This is a genomic window from Bacteroides sp. D22 (assembly GCF_000163675.1).
Classification (GTDB): domain Bacteria; phylum Bacteroidota; class Bacteroidia; order Bacteroidales; family Bacteroidaceae; genus Bacteroides; species Bacteroides xylanisolvens.
Map to the genome: position 1 here is coordinate 1 of NZ_GG774811.1, position 15298 is coordinate 15298.

At 37.1% G+C, this 15298-nt stretch carries 10 protein-coding genes and 1 pseudogene; 10 read left to right on the forward strand and 1 reads right to left on the reverse strand.

What is annotated here, in order from left to right:
• Positions 1–971: restriction endonuclease subunit S (locus tag HMPREF0106_RS0124865; RefSeq protein ID WP_009040362.1), on the reverse strand; the 971-nt coding region annotated here is incomplete at its 3' end.
• Between the two features lie 282 nt (positions 972–1253).
• Here HMPREF0106_RS0124865 and HMPREF0106_RS09240 point away from each other — a divergent pair.
• The 10 genes and pseudogenes from HMPREF0106_RS09240 to HMPREF0106_RS27125 form a co-directional block, all read left to right on the forward strand.
• A complete protein-coding gene (locus HMPREF0106_RS09240; protein ID WP_009040363.1) occupies positions 1254–3590 on the forward strand; it encodes an AAA family ATPase in 2337 nt (778 codons plus the stop codon).
• Positions 3587–4633 carry a 5-methylcytosine-specific restriction endonuclease system specificity protein McrC gene (mcrC, locus tag HMPREF0106_RS09235; protein WP_008651268.1) on the forward strand — a complete coding sequence of 349 codons (1047 nt, stop codon included), beginning with the start codon at positions 3587–3589 and terminating at the stop codon, positions 4631–4633. Before HMPREF0106_RS09240 ends, mcrC begins: the two co-directional genes overlap by 4 nt.
• A 161-nt stretch (positions 4634–4794) precedes the next feature.
• Positions 4795–5337, forward strand: coding sequence for an RNA polymerase sigma-70 factor (locus HMPREF0106_RS09230; RefSeq protein WP_008651269.1), 543 nt, complete (start codon positions 4795–4797; stop codon positions 5335–5337).
• 58 nt (positions 5338–5395) lie between these two features.
• The gene (locus tag HMPREF0106_RS09225) at positions 5396–6391 is read left to right on the forward strand and encodes a FecR family protein (RefSeq protein ID WP_009040364.1); all 996 of its coding nucleotides are present in this window, start codon (positions 5396–5398) and stop codon (positions 6389–6391) included.
• Positions 6392–6518: 127 nt separating this feature from the next.
• A complete protein-coding gene (locus HMPREF0106_RS09220; protein ID WP_009040365.1) occupies positions 6519–7466 on the forward strand; it encodes a glycosyl hydrolase family 18 protein in 948 nt (315 codons plus the stop codon).
• Between the two features lie 264 nt (positions 7467–7730).
• On the forward strand, positions 7731–11072 hold the full coding sequence (locus HMPREF0106_RS09215; protein ID WP_009040366.1) for a TonB-dependent receptor: 3342 nt from the start codon (positions 7731–7733) through the stop codon (positions 11070–11072).
• Between the two features lie 19 nt (positions 11073–11091).
• Positions 11092–12699 (forward strand): RagB/SusD family nutrient uptake outer membrane protein, encoded by a 1608-nt coding sequence (locus HMPREF0106_RS09210; RefSeq protein WP_009040367.1) that lies wholly within the window; start codon positions 11092–11094, stop codon positions 12697–12699.
• Between the two features lie 43 nt (positions 12700–12742).
• Positions 12743–13693, forward strand: coding sequence for a glycoside hydrolase family 18 (locus tag HMPREF0106_RS09205; protein WP_009040368.1), 951 nt, complete (start codon positions 12743–12745; stop codon positions 13691–13693).
• Between the two features lie 12 nt (positions 13694–13705).
• Entirely contained in the window at positions 13706–15037 is a 1332-nt protein-coding gene (locus HMPREF0106_RS09200; protein ID WP_009040369.1) for a BT_3987 domain-containing protein, read from the forward strand.
• Positions 15038–15168: 131 nt separating this feature from the next.
• Positions 15169–15298, forward strand: a pseudogene (locus HMPREF0106_RS27125) (IS1380 family transposase); the annotation flags it as partial.

Below are 15298 nucleotides of genomic sequence, written 5' to 3' on the forward strand. Positions count from 1 at the left end.
CCTTGATAGCCATCAATTGGAGTTCTGAATACTTCACCGGAATTCTCCCCATCTACTAAAATCAAAAGAGAGTTTGCAGCTACATATTTGCCGGAAGTCAAAGTCTTGGCATCACGCTCACCACGCAAATATTTGACATCAAGATTTATTCTTTCTATACCATTTTGCTTTTCACCATCAATCAACGAACATAGCATTTGCATAGGCGCAACAGCCCATCCATCAGGCAACTGCGTATAATGTCCGTTATCACAAGGTGTGAAGTCGGGATTTATGCGTTTTAACAACTCGAATGCTGGCTCGTCATTTGGATCTTGCGGTACAAGCTTACCGTGAATAGCAAGGTCAAGGATTTTGCTCTTGGTTTGCATAACGATTGTCTGTAAGCCTGTTTTGCCTTGTTCTATTTGGTCTATCAGAGCAAACCATTTCTCTATTTCTGCTACTATACGATATTGTTCAGCCAAAGGAGGTAATGGAATTTGTAAATCGGTAAAAATTCCTTTATGAACTCTTTGCTGCCCAACAACTCCTTTGAAATATTTTGTGCCCTCACTTATATACCATTGTGACTTAAAGAGATATAGATAGAATTTCGCATGAATGTTTAATGGACGCAGGATAACTAACTCAGTAGTTCCTGCGCCATAATTATTAGGGAGATTTTGAAATATCGTTGATTTGAGATTTTCAAAGCAAGGAGATATTTTTGCAATACCGATGTCTCCATTTTGAAAGTGGCAATATCCTTTTTTTACTTCCTTCCAAATGCGTTCCTCAAATTGATGATTCCCAGAAAATCCATCATTGACACAAGCCATAGGAATAAATCCGACACTTGTAGCATCTGTTATTTCAGATTTTGGATTAAGACAGAATAATTCTGAAACAGGTACAGACTGCCATCCCTCCGGCACCTCAAACGGCACATTCTCATAATGTGGCGTATGTGGTTTTAAAGTAATAAACAAAAGTGGTTTATTGCATGAGTATTATTAATAGCGACAATATTATTCTGTGTAATATAGATAGTAGGTATATTTCAATAAAAAAACAGAGGTGTTTACTATATTAAAATAACTATTCTGTATCTTTGTGACTTAAAAAGTAATTCACGGGCAGGTGATTTTGTTTTTATAAAGGTGTTTGTTCTGTTGTAGGGTGATTTTGATATATTGTTGAAAGAATTGGACATGATAAAATAAGATATTGGAAGGTGAATTAATGAAGAAAAGTTCTAATACTATTTGAGTATGATTGACAGAAGACAGATATATCAAGATTTTCAAGCTGCTTTTCCGAAAGAGCGTCTTGTAAAAATGACACTTACACAATATACAAATCTCGAAAGACAGAATTCGTTTTGCTATTGGGTTGAATCTAAAACATATGATTTAGGTTCTATTTGGGGTGGCTCTTCTTATAAGTTTGGTATTTATGAATATAGAAACAAACCCAATAAGAATGATTCTCGTATTGTTAGCAATGATAAATATGCTTGGTATAACAAATATGATAAACAGACTGCTGATGAAGCTTTTGCTATTGTCAGAAGCACTATATTTAAAATAGCAGAACATGCAGGCAAAGGTGAATTGGAAGCAATAGAGAAAATAGATGAGTTAGGCGATGCTTACAAATGGAAAATAGCATTTTTATATTCAGATGAGACTTTAATACCAGTATATAAGCGTGATATGTTGGTTAAGTTGGCTAGTTATTTTGGTATGTCTGTCACAAATAAAACTAAAATTTCTGATTTGCAAAGGTTCCTGATAGAACAGAAAGGCGAAAAAGACCTTTTCGAATTTTATGAGGAGTTACTAAATATTGTAAATGAATTAGATAGTTCAAATATGGAACATAAGATTTGGTTATACGCTCCGGGAGAAAATGCATCTAAGTGGGATGTGTGTTTATCTCAAAACATAATGTGTATTGGTTGGGATGATATGGGTAACCTTTTGGAATACTCTTCTAAGAAAGAAATGGCAACTAAATTGCAGGATATATATGGCAAGCCGGGATCCTCGTTTAAAAATGATAGTTTGGCATTATGGGAGTTTGCTTATGAGATGCAAGTGGGTGATATTGTTATAGTCAAAAAGGGACAGAATCAAATAATAGGGCGTGGTATTGTGAAAAGTGACTATACTTTTGATGATTCTTTCTCTGATTTTAAGCATGTTCGTAAAATGCAATGGACGAATGTCGGAGAATGGGAGACAGTAGGTAAGAATGTCCAAAAGACTTTGACCGATATAACCAAGCAGCCGGATTCTGTGAAATCTTTGGAGAAGCTATTTGAAAATAAATCTCAAAAACAATATTGGTGGCTTGTGGCAAGTCCTAAAATATGGAGCTTTTCGAAAACTCCGGTTGGCGAAATACAAGACTATACTCTTTATAATGATAGTGGAAATCAACGAAGGGTATTCCAAAATTTTATTGATGCAAAAGAAGGAGATGTTGTTATTGGCTATGAAGCTACTCCTGTTAAACAGGTGGTAGCTATTGCAGAAATAGCCAAATCTGCCGATGGACAAAAAATATATTTCAAAAAGATTGAGAGCTTATTGAATCCTGTTGATTATTCAGTTATAAAGGATATACCGGGATTAAGTGGCATGGAATTCCTGAAGAATAAGAACGGCTCGTTTTTCAAACTGACAAAAGACGAGTATAACATATTGATGAAATTAATACGTGGCGGAAATCCTATGCATAATCCTCAATATTCCGAAACAATTTTTTTGGATAATGTATTTATAAAATCAGACGAGTATAACAAATTGAGAAACCTGTTGTTGGCAAAGAAAAATGTCATATTACAAGGCGCTCCGGGTGTTGGTAAAACGTATTCGGCTAGGCGTCTGGCTTATTCTATTATAGGGGAAGAAGATAGAACTAAAATAGAGTTCATTCAATTTCATCAGAATTATTCCTACGAGGATTTTGTGATGGGATATAAGCCAAAAGAAGATGGTGGTTTTGAACTTAGACGAGGGGTATTCTATAATTTCTGCCGGAAAGCCCAAAGTGATCCGGATAAGAAGTATTTCTTTATTATTGATGAAATTAATAGAGGAAATATGAGTAAGATTTTTGGTGAGTTACTGATGCTTATTGAAAAAGATTATCGGGGCGAAAAACATCAAATCCGTCTTGCATACAATGATGAGTATTTTTTTGTACCGGAGAATCTTTACATCATAGGTATGATGAATACGGCAGACCGTAGCCTGGCTATGATTGATTACGCTTTACGTCGTCGGTTCAGTTTCTTTGATATGGTGCCGGGATTTGATTCGGATGGTTTCAAAAAGTATCAGGAGAATCTTGATTGTGACGCCTTTAATAGGGTGATTGATGCCATCAAAGCTCTGAATGTTGAGATTGCTAAAGATGATTCACTCGGAAAAGGCTTTTGTATCGGTCATAGTTACTTCTGTAATCAGGAATCTATTGATGATATGTGGCTTGGAAATGTGATTGAATATGATATTGCTCCTATGTTACGCGAATATTGGTTTGACAATGATAAGAAATTCAAAGAAGAAACAGACAAATTATTGAGCCTGATAAAATGACAATAGACAAAGGTATATTCATTCGCAATATCTATTATATGTTGACTTATGCTTTTCAAGAGCTTAAGCAGAATAACTATGAAGAAATAGCAGGTGAAGAATTTGACGAGATTCATGATTTATTTGCCGAAATTCTAGTTCGTGGCATTTCGTATCAACTTAAGCAAGGGTTACATAAAGAATATATTTCCTGTCATGGTTCATTATCTACGTTAAAGGGCAAGCTTGATATAAATGGTACTATCAATAATTTGATGCGAAAACAACAGAAAATAGATTGTGAGTATGATGAATTATCAGAGAATAACAAATTTAATCAGATATTAAAGACGACTGTTCAATTCTTGCTGAAACATCCGAATGTCAAATCGGACAGGAAAGCTTCGTTGAAGCGTCTTATGCTTTTCTTTAGCAATGTAGAAGTTATTGATATTCCGACGATAAACTGGACTACTATGCGCTTTGATAGAAATTGTAAGACTTATCAGATGCTTCTATATATTTGTTATTTCATTCTCGACGGGATGTTAATGACTACGGAAAAGGGTACGTATAAAATGAGGGATTTCTCCGATGAACATATGTGCAGGCTTTACGAGAAGTTTGTTTTGGAATATTACCGAAAGCATTATCCGGAATTAAAAGCAAAGGCTACTCAAATAGACTGGAATATTGATAAAGAACAGTCTACTTCCAGCATTCTTCCTATAATGCGGACGGATATAACGTTGACATTTAAAGAGAGAACATTGATTATTGATACCAAATATTATAGTAAATCAATGCAATGTCAATTTGACAAGAGAACTATTCATTCTAATAACCTGTATCAAATTCATTCTTATGTAATGAATTATGATGTTAATCATGCTGGGAACGTGGATGGAATGTTGCTGTATGCCAAGACAGAAGAAGATATAACACCTGATGGACAGACGACATTTAGGGATGGGAATATCATATATTACCGGACACTTGATCTGAATCAGGATTTTGAGAATATCAAGAAACAATTGGATGGATTTCTAGTACATGGTCTATAACTATTATTGGTGTAATACTTCGCTTACCATGATATAACAGAGAAATCATCCCCTATCTAATTTATAGTAATATTTTATTAAAAATAAAACCATTATTACTTTCGATTCTAGATAAGTTACTCTATCTTTGTAAGGTAACACAAACAAAAGTGTAACCTTATATGAATCAAGACCATTGTTTAGTAGAACAGTTTGAAATGATATTTAGAGCTCATTTCTCTTCAGTGAAGTTTTTTATCAATATGTTTCTTAAATCGGAAGCAGATGCGGAAGATTTGGCTCAAGATGTATTTACCAAATTATGGACTAATTTTGAGACGTGGCAAAATAATGATGGAAAAGAAGGGTATATATACGCTATGGCAAAAAATGTTGCATTTGATTTTATCAAGCACAAAAGACTGGAAAATGATTATCGGGAGGAACAAATAAAGAAAAGTACAATTAAGGATTTGTTAGGCTTCTCAGATCCGTTAAATTCGCTTTATTATAAAGAAATGCAACTAATAATAAGAATGGCTCTTGAAAACTTTCCTGAACGTCGCAGAAGGATTTTTGAGATGAGCCGTTTCAATAATATGAGCAATCAGGAGATTGCATTATCCTTACATCTTTCTGTTCGTACAATAGAGCATCAGATATATTTGTCGCTTCAAGTTTTAAAGAGAATCATTTTAATTTTATTTTTCCTGTATTTTCTTTAAGTAGCTGGAATGTTTCAATCGTTATATATGAAATTTCAAAATCTAATATAACGATAACATGAAGAATTATTTTCAGAAAATATTATCCCTTTTTGCCCGACATAATTATTCGGAACAAACAAATCAAATGTTTTACAGGTGGTTGGTTGATAATGAATATGAAAAAGAAAAGGATGAAGCATTACAGGAGCTTTATCTAGAAGCAAGAAAAAAAGGAAAAGTATTCGACCTGGAGAAATCACTGGAACGTTGGAAGTTAGATAACAATCTTACACATGTTCAACCTCAGCAAAAGTCCGATAAAAAACTGTTTATGCGATTGTGGCAATCGGTAGCTGTTATATTATTAATAGTATCTATATCTTTAGGATATCTGCTTTGTAAGGCAGAAAAAGACAATTCAGGAATAACTCAGCAATGCATATCGGGCACTCAGATGAAGACCTTTTTTTTGCCTGACGGAAGTCGGGTAAGCATGAATTCGAGGAGTATGTTATTATATCCCGAACAATTTACAGGAAAGTACCGTAGTGTTTTTCTAATTGGCGAAGCTAATTTTAAAGTAAAAGCTAATAAAAACAAACCGTTTATTGTCAAAACCAATGATTTTCAAATAACAGCTTTGGGAACCGAGTTTAATGTATCCGCATATACTGAAGATAATAATGTTTTTACAACTCTAATAACAGGGAGTGTTCTTGTGGAATTTGACGACTTGGGCAAAAAGAAGTTGCTTAAGCCAAATGAACAATTGGTGTATAATAGGAAGAGCCGTCAAGATACTCTGACTTATCCTGATATGAAAGATGTGACAGCATGGCAAAAAGGTGAGTTGGTATTTAATCGAAAGACTATAACGGAGATTATAACGATATTGGAACGTAAGTACGATTGTAAGTTCTTTTATAATCAGCATAGCTTAAAGAATGATCGTTATAGTTTCAGGTTTAAAGATAATCCACCTTTGTCTGAAGTTATGGATGTTATTGTTGATGTAGCAGGAGATTTATGTTTTAAGATAGAACATGATAAATGCTATATTATGCAGAAATAATTTTGATATTAGAAAGTTAAAGCGGTGGAAGGTATGTCGAATAACTAAAACGGAGAAAGGAGGAATTATTAAGCTTTTAGAACGCATTACCTAAGCGAAATAGTAACCATATAAAAAGTAATACTATATGAAAAATTTGAAATACTTCTTGTTACTCGTTGTAGCAATGGTGGCAGGAACTTTGATCATAGGTTGCAGTAGTGATGACTACATGGGAGAGGCACAACAACAAGGTATTTCGCCAACTACTCGCGGCGTCAGCGACAAGATGCCGAAGTTGACTACTTATATTGAAACTAATGATGTAAATCCTCTAAATGCAGGAGAGTACTATTTTACAGGTACGGATCCGCAAGAGCAGGTGATTGATAATGTGATTCTGTTTGCTTCTAATATTCGGGGTGCGGCTAGTACTGTTCAATTGTATCATAACAATAATCAGTCTCATATATTGACCAATGCCGGTACGCTTATCGCTCCTTTACAACAGAAAGGTATCAGAGTCTCTTTAGGGCTGTTGGGTGATCACACCGGAGTGGGGTTCTGTAACTTGACACCGGCCATGATTGAAAGTTTTGCACAACAGATTGCCGCTTGTGTTAAGCAATACAATTTAGATGGTGTGGATTTTGATGATGAATATGCAGACTATTGGAAGGCACCTTCTAATTTGCCTTCACCAAGTACTATGATTTTTGGAAATCTTGTAAAAAGAGTGCGTCAGTTGTTGCCTGATAAACTGATTACAGTATTCAGTTTTGGTGGTTATACAAATTTTGATGCGACTACAATGAATGCCATTAGTTACATGTGGCCTGATTTCGGAGCGGATTGGAGTACTCCGGGCGGATTAGGGAATAGCAAATGGGCAAAGATGTCAATACACTGTACGGATGGTAGACCAAGTGCAGGCGTGATACAAAGTAGCGCTGCAAATTATAGTGGCTATGGCGCCATTATGATGTTCAATCTACGCGAGTCCGGTCAAACAAGCTTAATGAATAACTTTGCTTCAAGAGTTTGGGGAGGCAAGACCGTATCTCGTACGACGACTATCTATGCGAAGAATTATTAAGATATCAGGACGTTCCATGTGAATGAATTGAAGACTGGAAGTGATAGACTTTCAGAGAAGGACACTTCCGGTCTTTTATAAATTAACCTGAATATACAAACTGCAGATGCCTTTCATTTGTTGATAGGCACTGCTTAATAATAAAGATATATGTGAAAAAGTATCTATGCCAGAAATCTTTCTGCCTTGGATATGAAATCGAAAATTAAAACAGATAGACATGTGTTGCGAATAAAAAAGTTAGCAAACTAATACTTAAAATTCATGTTACACAGTTATACATTGAAAAATGATAAGAAGGTAAAAGGGATAAGATTTGTGTTGTTTTTATTTATGGTTGTAATACAAGCTACAGCTTTTGCCCAAGGTGGTATGAAAATTACTATTCAAAAAGAAAATATAACTGTTATTGAAGCACTGAAAGAAGTGGAGAAGCAATCAAAGCTTTCAGTAGGATATAACGATTCGCAATTAATTGATAAACCGGCTATCAATCTCAATTTGAAAAATGTTGATTTGGAAAAAGCCCTCTCGATTATCCTTAAAGGAACAGGATTTACTTATGGAATTAAAAGAAATTATATTAATATTATTCCTCAACCCAAAACAGGAGCTGTGGTTATTAAACAGGTAACAGGCAGGGTTGTTGATGAGAAAAATGAACCTCTGATAGGAGTAAATATACGGGTAGAAGGGACTGATGATGGAACTGTTACTGATTTGGAGGGTAAGTACGTCATAAAAGCTTCTATAGGTAGTATATTAAGCTTTACTTATATTGGCTATATTTCGTCTTATGTAAAAATAGCAGATAAGAATGTATACAATATACAAATGTCTGCTAACGTAGAGGCGCTAAATGAAGTCGTTGTAACTGCCTTGGGTATCAAGAGGGAACAAAAGGCTCTGAGTTACAATGTACAACAGGTAAAATCCGACCAGTTGACAAATGTCAAGGATGTAAACTTTATTAATAGCCTGAATGGCAAAGTCGCAGGAGTTAATATCAACAGTAGTTCTTCAGGAGTAGGTGGAGCTAGCAAGGTGGTGATGCGTGGTACAAAGTCGATAGAACAAAGCAGTAATGCATTGTATGTTATTGACGGTATTCCCATGTTTAATTTCGGAGGTGGCGGTAGTATGGAGAATGGTTCACAGGGAGTGACTGAGAGCATTGCCGACATCAATCCGGATGACATTGAAAGTATCTCAGTGCTGACTGGAGCAGCAGCTGCCGCCCTTTACGGAAGTAATGCGGCAAATGGAGCCATCGTTATTAATACGAAACGTGGCAAAGTTGGTAAATTGCAGGTTTCTGTGTCTAGTAATACCGAATTCGCTAAACCATTCGTACTTCCACATTTTCAAAATCGCTATGGTACAGGCAGTTCGGGAAAAGCAGGTAATTCTACTACGTTGAGTTGGGGGACTTTATTAAATGACGCATCTCGTAGAAACTATGAACCACGTGATTTCTTTGATACGGGGATAACTTATACCAATTCCGTTACATTATCAACGGGAACAGATAAGAATCAGACCTTCTTTTCTGCTGCTGCGGTTAATTCGGAAGGGATTGTACCGAACAACCGTTACAACCGTTTTAATTTCACCTTCCGTAACACTACAAACTTTCTGAATGACAGGATGAAGCTTGATGTAGGTGCAAGTTATATTATTCAGAATGACCGCAATATGACTAATCAAGGTGCTTACTCAAATCCGATAGTTCCTGTTTATTTGTTTCCACGTGGCGACGACTTTAATTTGATAAAAGTGTTCGAACGTTGGGATCCGGCCCGTAAGATTAAAACTATGTTTTGGCCTCAAGGGGAAGGAGACTTACGGATGCAGAATCCTTATTGGATCGCTTATCGCAATTTACGGACGAATGACAAGAAGCGTTATATGCTGTCTGCCTCTTTAAGTTATGATATTACAGACTGGCTGAATATTTCAGGGCGTGTTCGGGTTGATAATTCCAGTACCAAATATGAACAAAAATTATATGCAAGTTCCAATACTACTCTTACTGAAGGTAGTGCGCAGGGATTTTATGCTATATCTAAACCTGACGAAACACAAGTGTATGCTGATGCGTTGGCAAATATAAATAAACGTTTGGGTGATTATTCTATTGTGGTCAATATCGGGGCGAGCATCGTAGATAATAAGTATGACGAATTGAGTTATCGTGGACCGATACGTGCCAATGGTATTCCCAATGTTTTTAATGTGTTTGATCTTGACAATACTCAGAAGAAAGCACGTCAGGATGAATGGGAAGAGCAGACGCAGTCTATATTTGCCAGTGCTGAAGTAGGGTGGAAGAGTATGTTTTATCTTACGCTGACCGGACGTAATGACTGGGCGTCACAGTTGGCAAACTCATCTTCTACTTGTTTCTTTTACCCGTCAATTGGACTTTCGGCTGTCGTCTCTGAGATGGTGAAACTACCTTCTTTCGTTGATTATCTGAAAGTGCGCAGTTCGTTTAGTTCGGTGGGTATGCCTTATCCTCGTAACTTGACATCGCCTACTTTTGAGTATGACGAAACTACTCAAACGTGGAAGCCGAAAACACATTATCCCATTGGTGACCTTAAACCTGAACGGACCGATTCATGGGAATTTGGCTTGGATATGCGGCTTTTCAAGGACTTTAATCTCAGTTTGTCATGGTATTTGGCTAATACGTTTAATCAGACGTTCGATCCGAAAATTTCCGTATCATCCGGATATACTACCATTTACCTTCAAACAGGATATGTACGTAACCAGGGAGTAGAGCTTTCATTTGGTTACGGACATACATGGAAGAAAGATTTTCGCTGGCAAAGTAATTTTATATTAAGTCATAACAAGAACAAAATTATAGAATTGGTAAAGGACTATATACATCCGGAGACTGGTGAGCCTATAAATAAAGATCGGCTGGATGTAGGCGGACTCGGAAAGGCCAGATTCATATTGAAAACAGGAGGTTCGCTGGGTGACCTTTACACACAGTCTGATTTGAAGCGGGACGACAATGGAATGGTAGAAATTTCTCCTGCGGGTACATTAGTAACAGTGAATAATCGACCTGATATTAAATTAGGAAGTGTTTTCCCTAAATGTAATTTGGCATGGAACAATCAGTTTTCATGGAAAGGGTTTAATATCAGTGCTTTAGTTACTGCACGTATAGGTGGTATTGTTTATTCGGCTACTGCAGCGGCCATGGATCAATATGGGGTATCTGAAAGTTCGGCGGTTGCCCGTGATAATGGTGGGGTATTAGTGAATGGACGTAATAGGGTGGATGCGCAGACATGGTTCACGGCTATCGGTTCACAAAGTGGTCTGCCACAGTATTATACTTATAGTGCTACCAATATTCGATTGCAGGAGGCGGCTATCGGTTACACGCTTCCACGTAAATGGTTGCATGATGTATGCGATATTCAGTTGTCTGTTGTGGGACGCAATCTCTGTATGATTTATAATAAAGCTCCTTTTGATCCGGAAGCCGTTGCAACGACTGGTAACTATTATCAAGGGATCGACTTTTTCATGTTGCCGAGTACCCGTAATGTCGGTTTGAATGTGAAAATCAACTTTTAACAGATAAAAAGTAGTTACTATGAAATATATAACATCTATCATAAAATTGCTTTCGCTAGCGCTATTGCTTATTGTCGGTTACGCTTGTACGGATAATTTCGATAAAATCAACCGGAAGGATTATCAGGTTGACAAAGAAGAGCTGGGGCGTGAAAGTTATAACGTGGGCGCCAGTCTTAAAGGATTACAAGGGTTGGTGATTCCTACGGAAGAACATCTCTATCAGTTTGTTGAAGCACTTGGCACAGGTGCGTTTGCCGGTTACATTGGTTGTACTGTAGAATGGACGGCTAAGTTTGAAACGTATAATCCGCCAATAGATTGGCAAGAAGCTCCTTTTTCAGATTTAGTCACCCGTACTTATCCGTTTTATCGGGACTTGTTGGATAAAACAGACGATCCTGTGGCGTTGGCACTGGGGAAACTGTTTCGTGTGGTCATCATGCAGCGTGTGACAGATATGTACGGTCCGATTCCTTATTCAAAAATCATTTCTAAAACAGGTAAGGTTTCTCTTACCGTACCTTATGATTCGCAGGAAGAGGTATATAAGCAAATGTTCAGTGAATTGGACGAAGTGAGTGATGTCCTTAGGGATAATCTCAATTTGAGTGCGGAAGCTTTTCGTAAATTTGATGATGTATATCAAGGCGATCTTTCCAAATGGCTCAAATTTACTAATTCACTCAAATTGCGTATGGCCATGCGCTTGACTTATGTACCGGAAATGCAGGCGGAAATACAACGAATAGCCGAAGAAGCTGTAACGGCAGGCGTAATGACGGAAATAAATGATAACGCTTTCTTGAAAGTGGAAGAAAATAGGGTTGCTATGATTTTTAATGACTGGAATGACCAGCGTGCGGGGGCTGATATTATCTCATATATGAATGGTTATAAAGATCCGCGTCGGGAAAAGATGTTCACTACAGTGAAAATGATTGTATATGATGAAAACTTCCAACCGCAAGAGGTTGATGGATACGCGGGTATTCGTATTGGCATTGATGTGACTACCAAGGATGAGATGGTAAATGCATACAGCATACCGATTATCAGCAGTACCAGTCCTTTTTTATGGATGAATGCCGCAGAAATCACTTTCTTACGTGCCGAAGGTGCCTTGCGAGGCTGGAATATGGGTGGGGAAGCTAAAGATTTATATAATATGGCGATAGCTCTTTCTTTTGAACAATATGGTCTGTCGGGCTCTGAAACCTATGCGGAGAATTCGACTGACACTCCGGAAGCGTACAATGATCCGACATTTGCCTATACTGATTGGGAAGGTCCGAGAAGTACTATTACTATTGCTTGGGAAGATGGTGCGGATAATTTTGAACGTAATCTTGAACGTATCATCACTCAAAAATGGATTGCTAATTTCCCTTTAGGTGTTGAGTCATGGAGTGAACTCCGCCGTACAGGATATCCTCATCTTATGCCGGTTATAGAAAACAAAAGTGGTGGTAGCATCAGTTCCGAGCATATGATCCGTCGTTTGTGGTATCCGCCTACAGAATATACTGAAAATCTTTCGAATATCAATTTGGCGATAGGTATGTTAGGAGGTCCTGACAATGGGGGAACGAGATTGTGGTGGGATAAGAAATCTTATCTCAATTGACGAGAGAGTTTGAATACGAATAAAAGAATGAAAAAGAATTTATATGAAAACAATAATATATAAACAATTCATTTATAGTCTTCTGTTTTTAACGGCTTTTTTATTGCCTGTTGCTTGTGATGACTGGAATGAACCTGAAATTGTAGATATTGATATTAATAGTGCGAAAGAACAGAATCCGGAACTATGGGCGCGTTATATGCAGGCATTACGTACCTACAAACAAAGTAAACATTACTTGTCATATGCGCACTTTGATAATTCTCCGGAAAAATCGCTAAATGAAGGTAGTTATCTTCGGTCATTGCCGGATTCGTTGGATATTGTGACCTTGGGTAATTCTCATCAAATCTCAGATTATGATCGGGAGGATATCCCTCTATTGCAGGAAAAGAGTATCCGGGTGCTTTATTTGATAGATTATGTAGCTCACGCCTCTTCCTTAACAGATATCACGGCATTAAATAGTTGGTTGGATAAAGAAATTGCTACGTCGGCCGAACTCAATCTGGACGGATTTGCTTTTACCGGTCTTCCGCTCTATAATGGAACTGATGCTGAATTGGCATCGTATAAAGAGAAATCACGACTGATTGTTTCTAAATTATCTACTGCTACGGGACAGGATAATTTATTGGTATTGGAAGGAAATCCGGCTTTCGTTGATGAAGCAGACTTTGACAAATTGAATTATATTGTGTTGAATACTGCAGAGTTGACCAATGTTACCGATTTGAAATTGCAGGTGACGGGGATTCTTGCCAATAGTTTATTGTCTAAAGATAAATTATTGTTATCTGTTCAAATGGGCGGACAAGTAATTGATGAGACTGGTGTAAAACAAGAGGCTGTAACTTTAATGACTGACCGTGTGGTTGCTCTTGGTCCATTAGCTGGATTGGGAATTTATGCTATAGGCAATGATTATTATAGCCCGATAAGGAATTACGAGATTACACGAACGGCTATTCAACTAATGAACCCATCGAAATAAAAAAGAATTAATATGAAAAAGAATCTTATCATACATTTTATATTAGTATTGTTACTGAAAATAGGAGTAACAGGGTGTACCGAAGAGAGTATCTCAATGAATGCGGACAGAATGCCTGACGAGACGGCTATGGATAATATTGCAGGTGCCCTGCGTAACACAACTACATTGACTAATAAAGCATTTCTTGAGTTGACGGAAGGGGACGAATCTGCCACAGAGGAAATATTCTATTCACTGTCACAATCAGCCGGAAGCAGGTTGACTGTCACAGCCGTTGTAAACGAGAAGCTTGTAGAAGATTATAATGAGGAAAATAATTCCAAATTGAATACATTGCCGGCTGGGAATGTGCAGTTCGAAAATGGCGGAGTTCTTTCAATAGATGCTGGAGAACAAAAATCTGCCAAAATCAAATTTACTATATCCACAGCCGGACTGAATACTGATACTCCATATCTTTTGCCATTAACTATGGAAGAAATACCTGCTGGAGTAAAAGTGGATACTAAGAAACAGGTGCTTTATTATATTGTAAATATTCGGAAAAGAATAACGACTTGTTATCCTAATAACCAGTATGAACAAATAGATATGCCGCCAATGCTACCTGATGCATTTGTTGTTTTTTATGTGAATACTTCAACTTATCAACCGTTGATAGCTGATGTTTATGGAATTCAAAAAATTAATCAGATAGATTATACTCAAGCTTTACATAATATAGGTAGTATCGTGAATCTACGAATTGTGACAATGGACTATGAGTCTGCAACAGGACGTGCACTGCTCAATTTGAGTAGTGACATACGTGATGTGTTGGAAAAGGCGGATAAGTTTATTCGTCCGCTTCAGGAACACGGACGTAAAGTATGTCTTAGCATTGAAAATGGTAATAAAGGGTTTGGCTTTTGTAATTTAAACGATATGCAGCTTGCAGATTTTGTTCAACAGGTGAAAAATGTGGTAGAACTTTATCGTTTGGATGGAATAAATCTCTGGGACAAAGTGAGTACTTATAACAAGGAAGGTATGTTTGCTATGAATACAGTCTCTTATCCTAAACTAATAAAAGCATTGCGGGATGCACTTCCTGAAAAGTTGCTGACAGTTGTTGATAAAGGAGAAGCTACTGAATATTTTTATGATGTAAATCGATGTGGCGGCATTGAGGTAGGTAAGTATATAGACTATGCGTGGCATGCGTATGATAGTGGAAAAGAAGTGGTACAGATTATAGAACCATGGGACGCAGAGCATCCTTATAGTGAATATACTCGTAAACCTATTATAGGGCTGGCACCGGAATGTTATGGAAGTCTGGTTATTCCATTATATCCTTAATTCCGCAACACTATAATTTAACTTTATTTATAAGTTCCTGAGCAACAAAAAGTTGCTCAGGATTTTGCCATGTCAGATTTTTCACTTATCTTAGTGTTGCAATTCAAAACAAGCGTAAATCGTAACAAGACATGGCAAAGGTACAAATAAAATCTGAAAAACTCACACCTTTTGGAGGAATTTTTTCAATCATGGAGCAATTTGACTCCATGCTTTCACCTATTATCGACCAGACACTTGGTCAGAGATGCAGCAGTATCA